Here is an 18,171-nt window from a genome sequence, read left to right as displayed (position 1 = left end):
CCGCCCTCGGGCGGCTTTCTTCATGGGGCGAGCCATGAACTTCAGGCCAGGCTCAGAACCCGCACGGCGGCCCAGTGGCGGGCGTCCGGCTGGCCTTGCTCCAGCCAGGCCAGGTGCTTCGCATCGCGCCAGCGCGCGCCTTCGATCAGTTCCAACTCGGGCGCAAACAAGTAGCGCATGGGGTGGGTTTCATGGAACTGCTGCATGGGACTGCCGTCCGCGGGCTCGACCAGCATGGTGTAGTTGACGTCGCAGACATTGCGCGACCAGTGCATGACCGGCTCGGCCAGGCGGGTGACACGCATCTGCGCATCGCCGAGCCGGCGCACACGCGTCTGCGGCTGCTGACTGAGCACGGCCGGGCCATACCAATGGTCGTGCACGAACACACCGCCGGGCGCCAGATGCCAGGCGGCGGTCTCATGCGCGGCCTGCAGATCGGCATTGCTGGTCTGGTAGCTCATGACATGGAACAGGGTGATGACCGCGTCGAAATCGGCTCCGCCGCCCTGCCCCACGCGCACCTCGCGGGCATCGCCGGGTCCGAAGCTCAGGCGTTCAGACAGCTCCTCGGGCAAGGCGGCCCGGCGCGCCTCGGCGCGGGCCAGCATGCTGTCGCTGAGGTCGGTGCCATGCACCGTGAAACCCAGGCGAGCCAGATGCTCGGCATGGGCACCGGTGCCACAGCCCAACTCCAGGATCCGGCGGGCCTGCGGCAGGCGCTGACGAATCAGAGCGGCCACATAGGCGGCCTCGGCTGCATAGTCCTTGTCGGCGTAGAGCAGGTCGTAGTAGCGGGTGTAGAGCGCAAAACGGGCGTCGGCGGACACGGCCGCCATTTCAGGCGTGCTGGACATGGGCATGCTCCTGGGTCGCACTCATGGCCTGTTCCATCACCTCTCGCACCGCCTGCGCCGAGGTCACCATCTGCTCTTCGCTCAAGGCCAGGCCGCTGGGAATGTAGAAGCCGCGCCGGGCGATGCGCTCGGACACCGGATGCGACTCGCCCGCCATGAGTCCCATCTTGCGAAAGACCGGCTGTTCATGCATGGGCCAGAAGAAGGGACGTGTGCCAATGCCCCGCTCACCCAAGGCCTTCATCATGGCCTTGGCATCGAGCGGCACCGCATCGTCGAGCACCAGGGGGTAGACCCAGTAGATGTTGTCGGCCTCGGCAGTCTGAGCCACGGGCAGCTGAAGGCCCGGCGTGCCGGCCAGCAGCTCGGTGTAGCGCTGACCCATGCGGCGCTTGCGCGCCACGAACTCGTCCAGGCGCTCGAGCTGGGCCAGGCCCAGGGCGGCTTGCAGATTGGTCATGCGCATATTCCAGCCCAGCTCCTCATGGACGAAGCGCTGCTCGGGCTTGAAGCAGAGGTTGCGCAGGCTGCGGCAATGGGCGGCCAATTCGGGGCTGTTGCAGACAATCATGCCGCCCTCGCCCGTGGTGATGTGCTTGTTCGGGTAGAAGCTGAAGGTGGAAATGTCGCCAAAGCTGCCACAGGGCCGACCCTTGTAAGTCTGGCCATGCATCTCGGCGGCATCCTCGATCAGCTTGAGGCCGTGGCGCTGGACCAATTCCAGCAAGGGGTCCATATCGACCGGCAGGCCGTAGAGGTGGACCACCATCACTGCCTTGGTGCGCGGCGTGATGCGGGCGGCCACCGCCGCTGCGCTCATATTGAAGGTCAGCGGATCGCAGTCGACCACCACCGGCGTGGCACCGGCACGCACGATGGCCGCAGCGCAGGAAATGATGGTGAAGCTGGGCAGAATCACCTCGTCGCCGGGGCCGATACCGAGCGCCACCACGGCCGCATCGAGTGCCACCGAACCATTGCTGACGGCGATCGCATGCTGGCGCTGCACACGCGCGGCAAAAGCAGCTTCAAACTCGGTGATGAAGGGACCTTCGGACGAGATCCAGCCGCTGTCGATGGCTTGCAGCAGGTATTTACGCTCGTTGCCGTCGAGCAGGGGTTCATTGACAGCGATCACAGATCGGCTCCTTGGGTCGTGGCCGCCGCAGCGGCAGAGGAAATTTCGGCGCTTCTCAGCTCCGCGGCGGAAACCGGGGAAAAGCGCAGCTTGTCGCGGTCGCCGGCATATGGGCCTTGCTTGACCTCGATGATCTCGGCCGCCTCCAGCATCTCGAAGCCATGGCCGCCCTGGGCGAGCAAGACCACATCGCCGGCCTCCAGCACCGCCGAGCGCAGGTACTGCTGCTCCGGGCTGTAAAAGTCCACACGCACCCGGCCGCTCTTGATGAACAGCACTTCTTGGGTGAACTGCACCTGACGCGGCACCGGCAGGTGCACATGGGGCGCAATCACATAACCCTGAGGTCGATGCATATAGCCCAGCTGCTGGGTGCTGTCGTCGCCGGTGAAGAAAGTGATGCCGTCCTGGCGGTGGTGGTGTCGCAGGATCAAGGCCAGGTTCAGGCCCTGGTGCACGATCGATTCCAGACTAGGGGGCATGGCGGGGTTCGGCGTCATGGGGGCCTGGGCTCAAGCGACTGCAGGCACGGCCTGAACCGCAGCGGCCGGATCGACAGGGGCTGCCGGCGCAGCGAGCAAGCCTTGCCACAGCTGCACATGGCGACGCGCGAAGCCGTCCCAGTCGCTGAGGCGCTGACGGCGCGCGTGGATCTCGTCCAGCTCACGCTGCAGGCCTTGGGCGACCGCCAGGAGCTGCTCATGGGTGGCGTAGGTGATGATGTCGCCCTCTTGCTCCAGGTGGTAGCCCTGTGCCGTGACGATGGGCGTGACGCCGTAGAGCAAGGCATCCAGGGTGGAGAGCGCGCCCTCGTCGTTGCCGGTGTAGAGCAGGTAGTCGCTGCTACGCAGCCAGTCGATATAGCGGCCGCGCTCGAACTGCGGCTGGTGCTCGACCTGATAGCCCTCAGCGATCAGCTCGGCCAGGCGAGCCTCCCAGCCGGCGCCCATCACACGCAGCAGCAGATCGCCAGGTCGGAAGGCCCGGGCGAAATCAGACACCCAGGCTTCGTTCTTGCGGCCGTCTTCATACAGGCGGCCCGAGACCATCACGGTACGCCGGGTCCGCTCACCCGGCAGCATGGCCGGTGGTGCGAAGTTCGCAAATCGGGGCACACCCGTCAAGGTGCTGAGCCGTCGGCTCGTTTCTTCGGACATGCACAAACCCCAGATGCCAGCGCGCGCCTGGGCCTGCACCAGTGCAAACTTCTCCGGCGTGTCGATATGGGTCACCATGGTGCAGTGCAGGCCTGGCACCTGGACCTGGCGCAGACAGGCGTAATTGACATGCAGGGTGACATCAAAACCCGGCATCTGCGAAAAACCGACCACCGCCTCCTGCACATGGGGCGCCAGCGCGGCGGCCAGGCGGGCGGCGTAGTCGTAAAGAATCCAGCCACCGGCCGGCTCATAACTGAGAACGTTGACGCGCATGCAGATCTAGCTGTGGTGGAAATCAGTGGAAGCGAGCAGCAAGGCGCTCACTGGACGCAGGGCTCGAGGCGCCCAGCTGAGTGCACTGTAAGCCTTGGCGCCAAGGCTGGCGCCCGAAACAACAAAGGGAAAGACGCTCAGCTCTTCGCCAGGGCCGGGCCAGCCGCCGAAGGCGCCCAGGAAAAGGCCAGCAAGCCATTGGCCAGGGCCTCGGTGGCGCCGTCATGCTGCGCGCCATGGAGCTGGGCCCGGCAGCGGCCGGTGCCGCCCAGGCGCGCCGTCAGCGCCGCCTCCACGGCCGCCACCTCGGACAGCTCGCAGTCTTCGCTGCCCAGCAGGCACAGCAGGCCGCTCGGCAAGAGCGCGCCGGCCACCAAGGTGTGGATCGCGCGCAAAGACGCACCCGGCGCGCCGATCACCAGCACCATGTCAAAGCCACCGTCCTCGGGCCGGAAGGCGAGCTGGCCGCCGGCCAACTGGGCCTCGGTCAAGTCGATACGCGTGCCGCGATGGGCCGGCAGAAAAGCGCACAGCGCGGCTTCGGCACGGGCTCGCTCCTCGGCATCAAAGGCCAGCGGCCCGGCTGCCGCCACCTGGACCAGCAAGAGCCGACCGCCGGCCTGGCGGCGCGGCTGCAGCAGCTGCTGCAAAGCGCTGGCCATCTGCCGGCGCGGCGCGATTCGCGAACCGAGGCTGGAGCCATGGCGGTGGCAGAGGAATTCCAGCAGCTCCAGGGGCGCGCTGAACGGCTTGCCCTCATGCCGACCATGATCCAGGTAATGCTGACGCGGATCCTTCTGCGCGGCCGCATCGCTGCGATGCTGCCAGGCGTAACGCACGGCGTCGAAGTTGGCGTGAACCCGGTTGGGGCTGATATTGGCCGAGTTCTGAATCAAGTCGTTGTCATGCTTAAGGCCGGCAAAGTAGCGGATCTGCGCCCCACTCCACTGGCGCGCGAAATCGAAGGACATCTGGTCGCGCTTGCAGAAGTTGAGGATCTGCTCCCACCAGGTTTGGCCGAAGCGGATCAGGGTCGGGTGCATGTGCTGGCGCAGGATCACCGTGCAAGTGCTCAGCGGTGTGATCTCGGCCAGCGCCTTCTTGCCGGCGTAGAAATCAAGCTGACCACAAATGCGTTCGGCGCTCTCGTAGCCGAGCTGGATGATGGCCTCGGCCTCCTGCTGCGGGTTGCTGCGGGTGGTGTGCGGGAAGGTGCGAAAGACGGGGCTGCCGGCGGCGAACTCCGGCGCATCGAGGGCCAGATCGCGCTGCTGCGGCAGACGTTTGAAGACGACGATGTTGTCGACGTAGAGGCTGTAGTCCCAGTCCTGCAGATACTCATGCGGCAAGGCCTTGGGTCGACGCGAGAGCTTCTCGGCCGGCAAAGGGATGTCGTCGATGTAGCGGAACTGCCAGACCTCGGATCGCAAGGCCCGGTTGTCGGTGAAGCAGACGAAGCCGATCTCCAGGTCGCTGTCCTGGCGCAGGCCAGACGGCATGCCGGCCAGCGGGTCACCCAGCGGCTCCTTGGAACCGGTCAGCACGGTGTAGATAACCAGGCGTGGGCGGGCAGCAGTCGTCGTCATGGTTCAGCAGTCAGCAAGGCCTAAGGGCAAGGTACGCAGGCAGCGCGGCTCAGCGAATCGGCGTCAGCACGCCGCGCCCCATGGACCACATCATGGCAACCGCCTGCTGGCCGTCGAACAAGGCGTTGACATGGGCGACCCGCAAGGAGAAATAGTCGGCTTCGCTGCCCATCACGTCGAACAGCGAGCGGCGCCCGAGTTGCTGCCACTGCTGCAAGGTGGAGGCGCGCAAGCGGTCGCTGTTGCGCAGGATGTCGACAATACGGCGCGCCCGGTCGAAGGACGAGACCGCGGATTCATGGATGTCGGCGATTCGGTAACGGCGCGCCTCGATGCCATCCTCGCGCTGCAAAACTGCCGCTTGGGCCCGCTTGCGGGCCGCACTGATGGCCGGCTCGGCCGTGGCGTTGTAGAGGGGCATCGACACGCTGAGCCCGGCCGACCAATCACCGCCCTTGCTCATCCCGGCCATGGCCGTGCTGGTGCCGATGACATTGATCTGCGGCTTGTAGCCTGCGGCGACTGATTCCGCGTAGCTGGCCTGCGCCTTGGCCTGCGCGTCGAGTTGGCCCACTTCGGGAGACAAGGCCACATCGCGCTGCATCTCGGACAAATCGGGTACCTGAATCAGCAAGGCCGAATAAACCGCACTGCGCGGCAGCTGATCGCCGACGAAGCGACGCAGCTGGGTTTCGACCTGGGCCAGTGCAGAATCGGTCTGCTGCACGGCCAGCTCGGCCTGCTGCTTGTTCTTGGTCGCCTGCACCAGTTCGCTGGCACGGCCTCGGTCCGCCTTGACGATGGTGTCCAGGGCCTCCACCAGGCAGGCCATCTTGCGCACGTACTGCGCATAGACCTGGGCTTGCAGCTGATAGCGGCTGCGGTCCATGGCCAAGGCAACCGTCTGCAAGGCCAGCTGCTGCTCGGCGCTGGCCAGCCCCAGCCGGGCCGATTCGGCCAGCTGGCTGCGCCAGTTGGCGAGCTGTGCCGTGCGGCCGAAGTCATAGAGTGGCGCACTGATGCTGAGGATGGCGCGGCCCTGCATGCCATGTTCCAGAGGCCGGTTGTCGGACTTCAGCCCGATGTGGTTGAGCGATCCGCCCAAATTGATCTGGGGCAAGCGCGCCGCACGCGCTTCCTGCCAGTCGGCATGCGCGGCCTGCGCCAGCAAGGTGGCCGCGCCCAATGACTGGCTGCGCTGCAAGGCCCGGTCCACCAGCTCCTGCAGCTGGCTGCGCGGATCGATGGCGCTGGAATCGAGCATCTGGGTGTCGCGGCCCGAGCTGGACGGCAAAGCGTCTTCCTCGCCACACTGGCTCTGTGTGGCGCTGCGCTCGGCGGCGGGCGCCGGAGCGGCTTTGCTCGCGGCCTTGCTGGCGGCTGCGGCAGCGGTCGCCTTGGCGCGCGTCTGCGCCACAGCAGCTGCGGGAGGCATCAGGCAGAACAAGCCCAGCAGCAGGGGCAGGTGCTGCAGCATGGCGTGCAAAGGGGCTGCCTTGCGCGCCGTTTTTTCGCCCCGGAAGTTATCGGTCCACATGAACCGTACTTGACCAGTTTGGGCGCCGAGCGAAGCCCGGAACAACAGGCCTTAGCCTGGGCAAATCAAGCGCCTAACTCAGCGTTCGCTCAGGGCTTCACGGGTCTTGAGCACCGGGCGCAGCAGGAAGCTGAGCACGGAGCGTTCGCCGGTCTTGATCTCGACCGTGGCGCTCATGCCGGGAATCACCGCCACGGTCTCGCCCTTGTAGCGCAGATTGTTGCGCTCGGAGCGGACCAAGGCCCGGTAGTAGCGGCCGGCACCGGTCTTGTCGGCCTCGCCCAGGGCGTCGGGGCTGATGTACTCAACCCGGCCTTCCAGGCCGCCATAGACGTTGTAGTCAAAGCCTTGCAGCTTGATCTTGGCCGGCATGCCAACGGCCAGATAGCCGACCTCGGCCGGCTTGATCTTCGTCTCGATCAGCACCGCATCGGTCAGGGGCACGATCTCCATGATGGGCGAACCGGTCGTGATGACGCCGCCCAAGGTATTGGCGCGGATGTTCTTGACCATGCCGCGTACAGGCGAGGTCAGCACGGTGCGCTTCAGGGCATCGTCGCGCACCACCATCTGCTCGTCCTGCATGGCCAGCTCGTTCTGCAATCGCACCAGCTCGGAGCTGGCCTCCTGGCGGAAGCGGCTGATGCGCTCGCTGCGCTGCTGCTGCAGCTCATTGACCTGACGCGACAGGTGCATGACCTCGACATTGGACATCAGCCCCTTGGCCGCCATGTCTTGCGACACCTTGAGCTCGCGGCCCAGCATGCCGATGCTGCGCTCGATGCTGGCCACGGCCTCATCGAGCAGACGCTGGCGAGCGGCATAGGCTGCGGCCTCAGCGGCGACGATGGCCGGCACGGCATTGAGCTCGGCCGGGAACTGCAGGGGCTTGCTGGTGGCCTCGGCCGTCAGGCGGGCCACGGTGGCGCGTGAGGCCAGACGCTTGACCTGCCCCTCGTTCTGCTGCGCCTCGACCCGGGTCGGGTCCAGTTTGGCCAGCACCTGGTCTTTCTCCACCCGGTCGCCCTCGCGAACCAACAGCTCGCGCAAGATACCGATCTCAGCGCTGGCGATCACCTGCTCGCGCCCATCAGGCACGATCACGCCCTCGCTGCGGCTGAGCTGATCGACCTCGGTGAAGGCCGCCCAGAGCACGGCCGTGACCAGGGCCGCCAGCAAGAGGTAGAGCGCCCAAGTGACACGCGGCAATGGTTCATCAACCTGCGCGGCCGCCAAGCTGCTCAGAAATGCCTTGTCGCTTTGACCGACGCTCATGAATTCCGTCCCATCCCCATCATTTGCTTCTTGTTCATCGTGGCGCTGACTGCTGCCTGCACAGGCATGGCCTCAAACTGAGGCGGAGCGCTGCACGGGCTGGGCTGCAGGGTGCAGATGCAGATTGGACGCATCGCCCGCCGCAGGCTGGCTCGGGCGCACGCCGGACAGGGCCGCCAAGACCTGGTCGCGCGGGCCGTCCATGACCAGGCGGCCCGAATCCATGACCATGATGCGGGTCACCAGCTCCAACACCGCTGGACGGTGCGTGACCACCACCAAGGTGCAGGCGCCGGCCGCATCGCGCAGCTGGCGCAAAAAAGCCACCTCGGACTGGGCATCCATGGAGCTGGTCGGCTCGTCCATCAAGAGAATCTGCGGCTTGGTCACCAGGCTGCGCGCCAAGGCCACCAGCTGACGCTGGCCGCCCGACAACAAATTGCCCATTTCGCCGACCGGCAAGTCCCAGCCCATGGGGTGGTTGGCGACGACACGGTCCAGGCCGGTCAGGCGTGCCACCTCGACCAGGCGGCTGGCGTCGATATGGGCGCGACCCATCAACACGTTGTCGCGCAAGCTGCCATGGAAGAGGCGCGGGTCCTGCGAAACAAAACCGACCCGGGCCCGGAACTCGGCCGGGTCGACCTGGCGCAAGTCGATGCCGTCCACCTCGACCATGCCCTCGGTCGGCAGGTAGAGGCCGGCCAGCATGCGCAAGACCGTGGACTTGCCGCTGCCGATGCGGCCCAGCACAGCGACACGCTCGCCCGCGGCCAAACGCAGGCTGACGGCACGCAAGACCTTGGGGGCACTGCCCTCGCCTTCCATGGGATAAGAGAAGCTGACGTCGTGCAAGCCCATGCTGCCCGAGACGCGGGACAGCGGCACATAGTTGCGGCTGGCATCGCGCTCGGTCGGGCGGGCCATCAGTTGATTGAGGGCGATGAAGGCCGCTTGCGCGCTTTGGTAGCGCGAGGCCAAGCTGACCACGCTGTTGAGCGGCGCCATGGCGCGGCTGGCAAACATGATGGCGCCCATCAAGGCACCGGCCGTGATGCTGCCGTCCTCGATCAGATAGACGCCCCAGACCAGCATCACCAGGGTGATGACCTGCTGCATGCTCATGGCGACATTGCTGCTCAGGCTGTTCAGGCCGCGGCTGCGCATGGCGGCATCAGCGGCAATCGCTGTGCTGGTCTCGTAGCGCTGCACAAAGCGGCCTTCGGCGCCCGAGGTCTTGAGATCCTCAAGTCCTTCAATGGCCTCGACCAGGGTGCCCTGCAGATCGGCCGTTTCGTTCATGTGGCTGCGCACGGCATTGCGCATCTGGCTCTTGATCGCAAAAGTCAGGGCCAAGGTCAAGGGAATCGCGCCGACCAGAACCCAGCCCAGCGGACCGCCGACCATGAAGGCCATCAGCACGAACAAGGCAATGAAGGGCAGATCGGTCACCACGGTGACGCTGGCCGAAGCGAAAAACTCACGCACCACCTCGATCTGCGAAATCGTGCTGGCATAGGAGCCGGCCGAGGCCGGCTTGTGCTCCATGCGCACGCCCAGGGTCTGGCGGAACAACTTGGAGCCGATGATGAGGTCGGCCTTGCGGCCGGCAATGTCGATCACATGGGTGCGCAGCTGGCGCGCGCAGAGGTCGAAGATCACGGCCAGACCAGCACCCAGGGCCAGGGTCCACAAGGTGACGAAGGACTGGTTGGGAATGACCTTGTCGTAGATGACGGTGGTGACCAGGCCGGTCACCATCATCAGGACATTGCTGAGCAAGGCCGCCACCATGGCGGCACGGTAATAAGGGATGAAGCGCTTGAGCGTGCCCCAGAGCCAGTGGCTGCCGTCGGTGCGCAGCAGCGGCTCGCCGCGGTTGCTCGCCTGCGAGGTTTCGGGCAGGGTCAGCAGCATCAGGAAGCCGCTGTACTCGGCCTCGAGTTCGCTGGCCGTGGCGGTGCAGACATTGGCGTCCGCCCCCGGGAACACCACCTCGTAGTGGACCTCGGCGCCTTCGCTGGCCGGCTCCAGGCGGCGCACCAGCACGCAGGCGTCGCCGCCATTGAGCAGCATCACCGCGGGCAGCAGCAAGGGACTGACTTCCTCGATCTTCTTGCGCGCCAGGCCCGCGCTGTAGCCGGCCTCGCGCATCAGGCGCAGTGCCTGGTCGGGACTCAGTGCCCCTTCGAAATGACTACCGGCGCAGAGCGACTCGGCCGAGCGCGCCCGACCGAAATGCTGGGTCATCCAGACCAGGGCATGGAGCAAGGGGTTGCCGACATCGGAGCCGGCCTCGGCCTGCCAGCTCTCGTCCGCCACTTGGGCTTGCGCGGGCGCGGCGCTGCGATCGGCAGCCAGGTAGATGCCGGGCTGCGCCGCTGGCTTGCCGCCGTCAAAAAATGGGTCGTGTCGCTGAGTCACGTGAGTCCTTCAGCGCGAAGGGGATCGCAGCGCTCAACGCACATCGCGTTCTCGCTGCGACAGGGCCATGGCTTCCAGCTTGTTTTCGAGGTCCCGCACCAGGCCGGGAATGTCGAAGAGCTTGGACTGCCGTCCCTGTTCGCGCAGAAAGCGCTTGTAAGACTGCGCTCTCGCCGGATTTTGGCCGATTTGGACCGCACGCTGCTCATACTCAGTCAGCGAATACGTGACAAGGTCCGGTAAACCGACATTGCTGAGCAAGCTGCCGGCCATGCGCGAAATGTAGGTGCGGCCGGACCGGGTCAGCATGGGCGTGCCCATCCACAGGCAATCGCTGGCCGTGGTGCCGGCGTTGTAGGGGAAGGTGTCCAGCACCAGATCCGCCAACACGAAGCGGGCCAGATACTCGGGCGGCGCCACCCGGGGCGCGAAGATCAGGCGCTCGGCCGCGACACCATGGGCGGCGGCGACCTTGAGCATATTGTCGTGGGCCCACTCGTTGTCGGCGAGCAGCCAGAACACGCTGTCCGGCACCTGCTGCAGGATGCGCATCCAGCAACTGAACATTTCTTCGCTGAACTTGTGGTTGTTGTTGAAGCTGCAGAAGACAAACTTGTCTTCCGGTAACTGATACTGGGCGCGGGTCGGCTCGGCGCCGACCTGACGCTGGCGGTCGCTGATCTGGTAACAGTGGTCGAGGTAGATAGGCCGCTCGGTGCAGTAGGGCAAATAGTCCTCGGGCATGACGAAACGGTCGGCGATCATCCAGTCCACGCCCGGCAGGGCCGAGGTGGCGGGCAAGCCCATCCAGCAGGCCTGGATCGGCGCCGGACGGTAGGCCAGGATATTGGGCCGGGCACCATTGGTGAGCCCTTGCAGGTCGATCAGCACATCGATGCCGGCTTCGGCAATCAGGCGGGCAGCCGTGTGGTCGTCGACGCCGGCCAGACGCACATGGTGGTCAAAGCCTTGCAGGATGCGAGCGCGCAGCGCCGTCCCGTCGTCGCGGCTCCAGCAGAAGGCATGGGTCTCGAAGCGCTCACGGTCATGCAGGCCATAGAGCTCGGCCGTCATCAGGCCCACCGCATGCATGCAGAGGTCGCCCGAGAGATAGCCAATCTTGATGCGGCCGCTGCGCGGCTTGCGCTCGCTGGCCAGCTCATGCAGCGGCCGGCCCTTGTAGTTCAGCACCTTCTCATGGACGAAGCGCTGCGCCACCATCAGCTGCAGCGCCGGGTCATCGCTGGCGCTGAGCATGGCCAGCAATGAGGTACCGACCAGCAACTGGTTCTGCGTCAGCTCGCCCACGGTTTGGTAGACCGGCCAATCGCATTGCTTCTGGCGGATGTGTACATAGTGCTGAACCACCGAGCCCTGGCTGGGCTTGAGCTCCAGACTGCGCCGCATCAGGGCCTGCGACTCCCCATAGCGCTTGTGCGTTTCCAGCATGCGCGCGCTGTTGTTCAGGGCATGGAGGAGCAAGTCCAGTGATTCCGGGCCCTTGCGGAGCAGGCTGTCATCGGCAGCGACGCGCTGCCATTCAGCCAGCGCTTCGTCGATGCGGCCCAGGTGTTCGAGCTGATGGCCCAGGTTCAAGCGGGCCTGGGTGAAGCCCTCGTTTTGACTCAGGGCCAGGCGGTACGCATTTTCGGCCGCCGCGTGCTGCTGCAGATTGCCCAGCAGAGTGCCCCAGTTGTAGCAGGCGACATGGCGCATGGGCGAAGGCGTGCTGGCGATCCAGTTCTGGTAGACCAAGGCAGCGGCCTCCAGCTGACCCGCCTGCTGCAGGGTTCCGGTGCGGTCCATCAGTTCCGCCAGTTCCATCTGCCCGGAGCGGGCCCGGCTCAGCAATTGCTCGACATCATTCATGGCGGCCTTGGGGCGGGTGGCGGGCGGTGTGGAAAGGTCCATGGCAAGGGTGGCCGCGGTGACGGCGCAAAGGTGGTGCAAGCGGCGCTCGGTACCAAAGCCCTGGCGCTGAACCCCGAACGCAGACGCGGGCAGAAGCTCAGCCGGCCCCAGGGCCATCAGACCGGTCGCTGAGACTCGATGGTAGGAGCGCAAGGCCCTGAAAGGCGGGTCGATTAGGGCGGGAAAGCCTCGCCTATTCGAACCATGGCGGGGCCGCTGCGCCGGGGCGCAGCCCTTCTGGGCGCAGTGCGCCCGCCAAGAGCTCCGCGCAGGATTTGCTCGGTCTTGGCCAGCCATTTCCAGGCTTCATGCCAATGGCCGACTGATCAGAATCACTTCACCCTGTAGGAGGGGGAGGCGGTCGAACCCGACCGTCGAATGAACAACAACACCACATCAAATGTTGAATGACATTCTGAGCCGTTGGGCCAGACGGCGCGCCGCGTCCCTGCATCGCCTGCCATCCAGCGGCGGTGACAGCAGCCACATGGCCTCCGGGCGCAGCGGGCAGGCCGCGGACACGATCTGGCAAAGCATCCTGCGCTGGATACCGGGCGAGGTCGACCCCTGGGGCGCGGCCAGCCCGCCACCCCACCAACGCAGCGACAACATGCCCGCCGCCCGGGCCGAATTCGAGGCCTGCTTGCACGGGCTGGACAGCGAGCGCATCTCCGAGTTGCAACGCTGCATCCGACGCAGCCGCAGCCTGCGCGACCTCTGGCACCTGCGCACGTGGTTGTACACCGAGGTGGCGCGCAGCTTCTCGCAAGCCGAGGCCGAGTTGCGCCTGCACGCACTGCAGCCCTTCTTTCAAGGCCAGGCCAAGCTGCGTGCCGATGCGGCCGCCACGGCACAGCCGCGCCACTAGAGCCCGCACGGTCATGAACGACACCCTCGCCTCGCCGGCCGTCAGCGGCCGCATCGCCCTGCGCCGCAGCTTTGTTGAACTCAAGCTGTGCTTTATGCAGGCCGCGGCCACCGTGGGCGGAGTCACGGGCCTGCATCTGCAAACCCTCGTGCGACAGTCCAGCGAACCGTCCGAACTCTGGCTGCTGCGCAGCAGCCTGCTCGCGGCCCTGGCCCGCCAGGGTGAAAGCGGCCTGGCCCATTGCACACGCATACAACTGGCCTCGCAGCGGGTCTACCCCGAGCGCCGGCGCCCCTGAACCGCCCGCCGGCACGGCCACACTTGCGTCAGGGTGCAAAATAGCCCTCACGCATGAAAATCATCATCCTTGACGACTATCAGGACGCGGTGCGCAAGCTGCACTGCGCGGCCAAGCTGGAGCACCTCAATGCCAAGGTCTTCACCAACACGGTGAAAGGCAACGGCCAGTTATCGATACGGCTGCGCGATGCCGAGGTGCTGGTGCTGATCCGCGAACGCACCCAGTTCCCCCGCCAGCTGCTGGAAAAGCTGCCCAAGCTCAAGCTGATCGCTCAGACCGGTCGCATCGGCAACCACATCGACATCGAAGCCTGCACCCGCCTGGGCATTGCCGTGGCCGAAGGCGTGGGCTCGCCGGTGGCACCGGCCGAACTGAGCTGGGCGCTCATCATGGCCGCCATGCGCCGCCTGCCGCAGTACATCGGCAACCTCAAACATGGGGCCTGGCAGCAGGCCGGGCTCAAGGCCGGTTCCATGCCGCCCAATTTCGGCGTCGGCATGGTCTTGCGCGGCAGGACTTTGGGCATCTGGGGCTACGGCAAGATCGGCCAGTTGCTGGCTGGCTACGGCCGCGCTTTCGGCATGCAGGTGCAGGTCTGGGGCAGCGAAGCCTCGCGCTTGCGCGCCCAAAGCGACGGCCTGATCGCCGCCGAAAGCCGGGAAGCTTTTTTTGCCAGCAGCGATGTGCTGAGCCTGCACCTGCGCCTCAGCGATGAAACACGCGGCCTGATCACCCCCGAAGACCTGGCGCGCATGAAGCCCACGGCCCTGCTGGTCAACACCTCGCGCGCGGAACTGCTGGCCGACGGCGCCCTGGTCTCGGCCCTGAATCGCGGCCGGCCCGGCATGGCCGCCATCGACGTGTTCGAGAGCGAACCGATTCTGCAAGGCCACCCCTTGCTGCGCCTGGAAAACGCGGTTTGCACCCCGCACATCGGCTATGTCGAACAGGACAGCTACGAGATGTATTTCAACGCGGCCTTCGACAACATCCTGAACTTCATCCGGGGTGAGCCGACCAATATTGTGAATCCGGAAGCGCTGAAGGTTCTGCGATGAGCACACCCGCGCCCGAGCTTGCGCTTGTGCCAGGTGCACCGCAAGGCCCGGCCTCGCTCTGGGTTCTGTACCTAGCCTTCAACCGCTTGGCGCTGCAGGGTTTTGGTGGCGTGCTGGCTGTGGCGCAGCGCGAACTGGTGGAGCGACTGGGCTGGCTGAGCCGCGAAGAGTTTGTCGAAACCCTGGCCATCGCCCAGGTGCTGCCCGGGCCCAATGTGGTCAATCTCTCGCTGATGATTGGCGACCGCTACTTCGGCCTGCGCGGTGCTTTTGCGGCACTGGCCGGCATGTTCGTCCTGCCCTCGCTACTGGTGCTGAGCATGGCAGCGCTCTACGGCAGCGTGGCCCAGCATCCCGTGGTGGGCAACGCACTGCGTGGCATGGGAGCGGTCTCGGCCGGCCTGATTCTGGCCACCGGCCTCAAGCTGCTGCCGGCTGTGCATCGCAATCCCATGGGCCGCGTGCTGGCGGCTGTGTTGGCCGTGGCCACCGTGGTGGCGGTGGTGTGGCTGCGCTTGCCCCTGCCCTGGCTGGTCCTGCTGCTCGGCGGCCTGGGCATGGCGGCCGCTTGGCGCGGCCTTGCTCAGGCGCCTGACAGCGCATGATGCTGAGCGCTGCGCATGCGGATCTGCTGGACCTGTTCCTGCATTTCCTGACCCTGTCCCTGCTCTCGATCGGCGGCGCCATCAGCACCGCCCCGGACATGCACCGCTACCTAGTCGGTGAACGGCACTGGCTCAGCGACACCGAGTTCACCTCCTCGATCGCCCTGGCCCAGGCGGCGCCTGGGCCCAACATCCTGTTTGTGGCCGTGCTGGGCTGGAATGTGGCGGGCCTGAGCGGCGCCTTTGCCGCCATGGCCGGCATCATGCTGCCCTCCACCACCCTGGTGCTGGCCGCCACGCGCTGGGCGCGTCGCAACAAAGACAGCCTGGGTGTGCGCGCCTTCTCGGCCGGCATGGCGCCGCTGACCCTGGGCCTGATGCTGGCCACCGGCTGGCTGCTGGCCGAGCCCTACCTGCGCCTGCCCGAGCACCGCCTGGCCACCCTGGTCCTGATGGCCGGCACGGTGCTGCTGACGCTCAAGACCCGGATCAGCCTGGTCTGGATGGTGATGGCGGGTGGGGTGCTGGGGGCGCTGGGCTGGGTGTGAAGGCGGGTCGCCTTCACAGATTGAAAGAAGGCTACGGCGCTTACAGGTCCGCACTTCAGGGCCAGCCGGTGTCGGCCAGCTGATTCCTCGATTTCTTCACCCATCAGGACAAGGCCTGGCGCATGAAGGTCGGTGAGACCCGCCTGCACACTGACGATAGAAATCCGCTCACAGACGACCTTGTGACTTCGTGCAAGCGCGAGGCCGGACACCGGTCCTTCGACATCAAGCCCGCCCCGTCGATGCGCCTCAAGCCAAGGAGTGTGTGAGGGTTCGGTAAGAACGTCGCAGCATGGGCCTGCAGGAACAGCTCTGTGATTGAGGGCTGGGCCTGTCATCTTCGTTCGAGACACACAGGGCCGGGGCCTGGGCTCCACAGAATCGGCCGCTCTTGCAACTCCCTGAGCCCAAGTCACCATGCACAACACCACCCAACACACCCGCCAGCGCCGCCGCGCACTGGGCACCGTTCTGACCCTGCATCTGCTGCTGGGCAGCCTGTTGCCTGCGGCGCCTGCTCATGCCGAACCCGAGCGCCATGCCCAGGAGAACCTGGCGACCAGCCAGCTGATCGGGCTGGACGTGAACCTGCAGATCGAAAAAGCCACGCCGGCCGCCTCGCTCCCCAACCAGGGTGCGATCGTCAAGCGCTACCTGGCGTTCGGGCGCTGGACTTCTCAGGGCGCCGGCGGCACTGGCCACCGCCCGGCCAGCGGCAGCTACCAGCTGCGCCATGCCGGCCCCAACACCTTGGAAGAACGCACGGTGGACGACAGCGGCTACGGCCAGTCCACCACCCGCTACAGCTTCGAGCACCCACGCGGCGGCACCTGGGTGCAGAGCTTCAACAATGGTCAACAGCAACTCAGCGGCCATTTCAGCACCGCGCCCAGCCAGCCCAGCCCCGCCGAGAAGCTGGCCCCGGCCAGCAATGCTGGCCTGCATGTGGCGCTGATCATCAAGAGCGCAGTGGCACCTTTGTTGCCGCCCGACGTTTACCCCTCGGCCGGCCTGGTGCTGCAGAGCTATGCCAGCGACGGCACGCTGAGCTTCCAGGGCTTTGGACCCGGCACCCTCAACTCCAAGGGCACGTACATCTACAAGCGACTCTCGGCCAACACGGCAGTGGAGGAAACCATCCAGACCAGTGACTTCTTCAAGGAGCCCTATACGATGGTCTACACCTTCAAGACCCCCAACTCCGGCACCTGGTATCAGAACTTTTCCGATGGCCTGATCCGCTTTTCCGGAACCTTCGACACCTTCCCGCGTTGACCCACAGATTCGGGCGGCGCGTAGCCGCCCATTCATCGACATGACCCTCAATGCCGAAGCGCTGAAAGCCTGGCTGCTGTTCTCCTTCAGCCTGGGCTGCTGGACCTTGCTGACCCTGCTGCTGAGCCGGCGCGGTGAACGCCGCAACCGACTCACGATGGCGCTCTTCGTGGGCTTGCTCTTGCTACCGCCCTTGCAGGCCTATCTGGAGCTGGCACTGGGTGGAACGGCCCTGCCCTGGCTGGACCTGCTGCGCTATCGGCTGACCTGGGCGTATGGGCCCTTGCTGTGGCTGTGCCTGCACCAGGCCCTGCTGCTTCCGGCGCTGCCTGGGCGCCAGCTGCTGCTGCACGCGCTGCCGATGCTGAGCGTCTGCGCCCTAGGGCTGGCGCAGGCCGAGTGGCTCGGTTCGCCGCTGCTCGTCGCTGCGCTGCTGCTGCAGGTCTTGATCTATGCCGCCAGCGGCGTGCGCTTGCTGATGCGGCACCGTGCGCGGCTGGCACAGCTGACGCAAGGGCATCGCAACAGCAGCTATTACTGGCTGCTCTATCTGGCCGGCGGGCTGCTGGTGGCCACCTGCTTTGATCTGGTGGTGCACGCCATGGCCTGGCAGGGGCAACTGCCGCCACGCGCCTTGCTGCTTGGCGCGGCCCTGCTGCTGGCCCTGTATGTGGACTTGATGGCGCTGTTCGCGATCTACCAGCCCGAGGTGTTCGTGGCCGAGTCGGGCGGCACCGAGGAGGCCGCTCCCCCGGCACCGCTGCCGGGGGTCCAGTTGGCCGCAAGCCCGGCCGAGCCGCCCAAGGGTGCGCCCTTGCGGGTGGTGGAGCTGTCTCCAGAGTTGGCTCGCGAGCTGGCCCAGCGTCTGCAAGCGCTCGCGCAGCAGCACAAGCCCCATCTGGACGAGCACATGTCGCTGGGCAAACTGGCGGCCCTGCTGGATCTGACCTCGCACCAGCTCTCCGAGCTGCTGAACCTGCACATGGGCAGTAGCTTCTACGACTATCTGAACGAGCTGCGCTACCAAGAAGCCCTGCAACTGCTGGAGCAGCCGGAGGGCCTGCAGGCCCTGACGGTGGCCGACATCGCCTACCGCGCCGGCTTCAACAACCGCAACAGCTTCTACAAGGTCTTCAAGGACAAGACCGGCCTCACCCCGGCCGAATACCGCAAGCGCTGGGCCAAGCAAGCCTGAGCCTGGGGCGAATTTCCCAGCTGTGCGCGTATGCCTTGGAGTTGGCCTCCGCAATGGACCTGCCGCCTCGCACCATCACGGCTCACGGCTCATGCGCCAAGCGGTAGTCACTTTCGGCAACAGCCGCCGCCGACACTGGCGGTGCCCGAGCAGCGGATTT

The 18,171-nt window shown here is 65.9% G+C and carries 16 protein-coding genes; 7 read left to right on the top strand and 9 right to left on the bottom strand.

Features of this window, described 5'->3' with window-relative positions:
• Window positions 1-41: 41 nt before the first annotated feature.
• The 9 genes from LNV28_RS21020 to LNV28_RS20980 all read right to left on the bottom strand — a co-directional run bounded on the left by LNV28_RS21020 (window position 42) and on the right by LNV28_RS20980 (window position 12,161).
• Window positions 42-857, bottom strand: a complete 816-nt coding sequence (locus tag LNV28_RS21020; protein ID WP_263520063.1) for a class I SAM-dependent methyltransferase — start codon at window positions 855-857, stop codon at window positions 42-44.
• Window positions 841-1,995 (bottom strand): DegT/DnrJ/EryC1/StrS family aminotransferase, encoded by a 1,155-nt coding sequence (locus tag LNV28_RS21015; protein ID WP_263520061.1) that lies wholly within the window; start codon window positions 1,993-1,995, stop codon window positions 841-843. Before LNV28_RS21015 ends, LNV28_RS21020 begins: the two co-directional genes overlap by 17 nt.
• On the bottom strand, window positions 1,992-2,495 hold the full coding sequence (locus tag LNV28_RS21010; RefSeq protein ID WP_263520059.1) for a cupin domain-containing protein: 504 nt from the start codon (window positions 2,493-2,495) through the stop codon (window positions 1,992-1,994). Before LNV28_RS21010 ends, LNV28_RS21015 begins: the two co-directional genes overlap by 4 nt.
• 12 nt (window positions 2,496-2,507) lie before the next feature.
• A complete protein-coding gene (locus LNV28_RS21005) occupies window positions 2,508-3,428 on the bottom strand; it encodes a glycosyltransferase family protein (RefSeq protein ID WP_263520057.1) in 921 nt (306 codons plus the stop codon).
• Window positions 3,429-3,565: 137 nt separating this feature from the next.
• The gene (locus tag LNV28_RS21000; RefSeq protein WP_263520056.1) at window positions 3,566-5,014 is read right to left on the bottom strand and encodes a glycosyltransferase domain-containing protein; all 1,449 of its coding nucleotides are present in this window, start codon (window positions 5,012-5,014) and stop codon (window positions 3,566-3,568) included.
• 49 nt (window positions 5,015-5,063) lie between these two features.
• Window positions 5,064-6,491, bottom strand: a complete 1,428-nt coding sequence (locus tag LNV28_RS20995) for a TolC family protein (protein WP_263520055.1) — start codon at window positions 6,489-6,491, stop codon at window positions 5,064-5,066.
• 138 nt (window positions 6,492-6,629) lie between these two features.
• Window positions 6,630-7,826 (bottom strand): beta-barrel domain-containing protein, encoded by a 1,197-nt coding sequence (locus LNV28_RS20990; protein ID WP_263520054.1) that lies wholly within the window; start codon window positions 7,824-7,826, stop codon window positions 6,630-6,632.
• A gap of 72 nt (window positions 7,827-7,898) precedes the next feature.
• Window positions 7,899-10,250 carry a type I secretion system permease/ATPase gene (locus LNV28_RS20985; protein ID WP_263520053.1) on the bottom strand — a complete coding sequence of 784 codons (2,352 nt, stop codon included), beginning with the start codon at window positions 10,248-10,250 and terminating at the stop codon, window positions 7,899-7,901.
• Between the two features lie 33 nt (window positions 10,251-10,283).
• The gene (locus tag LNV28_RS20980; RefSeq protein WP_263520052.1) at window positions 10,284-12,161 is read right to left on the bottom strand and encodes an O-linked N-acetylglucosamine transferase, SPINDLY family protein; all 1,878 of its coding nucleotides are present in this window, start codon (window positions 12,159-12,161) and stop codon (window positions 10,284-10,286) included.
• A gap of 400 nt (window positions 12,162-12,561) precedes the next feature.
• On the opposite strand from LNV28_RS20980, the gene LNV28_RS20975 reads away from it, so the two are divergent.
• The 7 genes from LNV28_RS20975 (at window position 12,562) to LNV28_RS20945 (ending at window position 18,011) form a co-directional block, all read left to right on the top strand.
• Window positions 12,562-13,029: a hypothetical protein gene (locus LNV28_RS20975; protein ID WP_263520051.1), complete on the top strand. Its 468-nt coding sequence runs from the start codon at window positions 12,562-12,564 to the stop codon at window positions 13,027-13,029.
• Between the two features lie 13 nt (window positions 13,030-13,042).
• The gene (locus tag LNV28_RS20970) at window positions 13,043-13,327 is read left to right on the top strand and encodes a hypothetical protein (protein ID WP_263520050.1); all 285 of its coding nucleotides are present in this window, start codon (window positions 13,043-13,045) and stop codon (window positions 13,325-13,327) included.
• 53 nt (window positions 13,328-13,380) lie between these two features.
• On the top strand, window positions 13,381-14,388 hold the full coding sequence (locus LNV28_RS20965; RefSeq protein WP_263520049.1) for a D-2-hydroxyacid dehydrogenase family protein: 1,008 nt from the start codon (window positions 13,381-13,383) through the stop codon (window positions 14,386-14,388).
• Window positions 14,385-14,993 carry a chromate transporter gene (locus LNV28_RS20960; protein WP_263520048.1) on the top strand — a complete coding sequence of 203 codons (609 nt, stop codon included), beginning with the start codon at window positions 14,385-14,387 and terminating at the stop codon, window positions 14,991-14,993. Before LNV28_RS20965 ends, LNV28_RS20960 begins: the two co-directional genes overlap by 4 nt.
• Window positions 14,990-15,541 (top strand): chromate transporter, encoded by a 552-nt coding sequence (locus tag LNV28_RS20955; RefSeq protein ID WP_263520047.1) that lies wholly within the window; start codon window positions 14,990-14,992, stop codon window positions 15,539-15,541. The genes LNV28_RS20960 and LNV28_RS20955 overlap by 4 nt, the downstream gene beginning before the upstream one ends.
• 417 nt (window positions 15,542-15,958) lie before the next feature.
• Window positions 15,959-16,816 (top strand): hypothetical protein, encoded by an 858-nt coding sequence (locus LNV28_RS20950; protein WP_263520046.1) that lies wholly within the window; start codon window positions 15,959-15,961, stop codon window positions 16,814-16,816.
• A 40-nt stretch (window positions 16,817-16,856) separates the two neighbouring features.
• Complete coding sequence (locus LNV28_RS20945; RefSeq protein ID WP_263520045.1) at window positions 16,857-18,011, top strand: helix-turn-helix domain-containing protein; 1,155 nt, start codon at window positions 16,857-16,859, stop codon at window positions 18,009-18,011.
• Window positions 18,012-18,171 lie beyond the last annotated feature (160 nt).

The sequence above is a fragment of the Paucibacter sp. DJ2R-2 genome (assembly GCF_025717675.1).
In the GTDB taxonomy this organism is placed as follows: domain Bacteria; phylum Pseudomonadota; class Gammaproteobacteria; order Burkholderiales; family Burkholderiaceae_C; genus Paucibacter_A.
This window is presented reverse-complemented; position numbering and strand designations above follow the sequence as displayed.

Excerpts from the sequence above, each read along its gene's own strand:
- LNV28_RS21020 (WP_263520063.1), bottom strand. The coding sequence starts at position 857 with ATGTCCAGCACGCCTGAAATGGCGGCCGTGTCCGCCGACGCCCGTTTT.
- LNV28_RS21010 (WP_263520059.1), bottom strand. The coding sequence starts at position 2,495 with ATGACGCCGAACCCCGCCATGCCCCCTAGTCTGGAATCGATCGTGCAC.
- LNV28_RS21005 (WP_263520057.1), bottom strand. The coding sequence starts at position 3,428 with ATGCGCGTCAACGTTCTCAGTTATGAGCCGGCCGGTGGCTGGATTCTT.
- LNV28_RS21000 (WP_263520056.1), bottom strand. The coding sequence starts at position 5,014 with ATGACGACGACTGCTGCCCGCCCACGCCTGGTTATCTACACCGTGCTG.
- LNV28_RS20995 (WP_263520055.1), bottom strand. The coding sequence starts at position 6,491 with ATGCTGCAGCACCTGCCCCTGCTGCTGGGCTTGTTCTGCCTGATGCCT.
- LNV28_RS20990 (WP_263520054.1), bottom strand. The coding sequence starts at position 7,826 with ATGAGCGTCGGTCAAAGCGACAAGGCATTTCTGAGCAGCTTGGCGGCC.
- LNV28_RS20980 (WP_263520052.1), bottom strand. The coding sequence starts at position 12,161 with ATGGACCTTTCCACACCGCCCGCCACCCGCCCCAAGGCCGCCATGAAT.
- LNV28_RS20975 (WP_263520051.1), top strand. The coding sequence starts at position 12,562 with ATGTTGAATGACATTCTGAGCCGTTGGGCCAGACGGCGCGCCGCGTCC.
- LNV28_RS20970 (WP_263520050.1), top strand. The coding sequence starts at position 13,043 with ATGAACGACACCCTCGCCTCGCCGGCCGTCAGCGGCCGCATCGCCCTG.
- LNV28_RS20965 (WP_263520049.1), top strand. The coding sequence starts at position 13,381 with ATGAAAATCATCATCCTTGACGACTATCAGGACGCGGTGCGCAAGCTG.
- LNV28_RS20960 (WP_263520048.1), top strand. The coding sequence starts at position 14,385 with ATGAGCACACCCGCGCCCGAGCTTGCGCTTGTGCCAGGTGCACCGCAA.
- LNV28_RS20955 (WP_263520047.1), top strand. The coding sequence starts at position 14,990 with ATGATGCTGAGCGCTGCGCATGCGGATCTGCTGGACCTGTTCCTGCAT.
- LNV28_RS20950 (WP_263520046.1), top strand. The coding sequence starts at position 15,959 with ATGCACAACACCACCCAACACACCCGCCAGCGCCGCCGCGCACTGGGC.
- LNV28_RS20945 (WP_263520045.1), top strand. The coding sequence starts at position 16,857 with ATGACCCTCAATGCCGAAGCGCTGAAAGCCTGGCTGCTGTTCTCCTTC.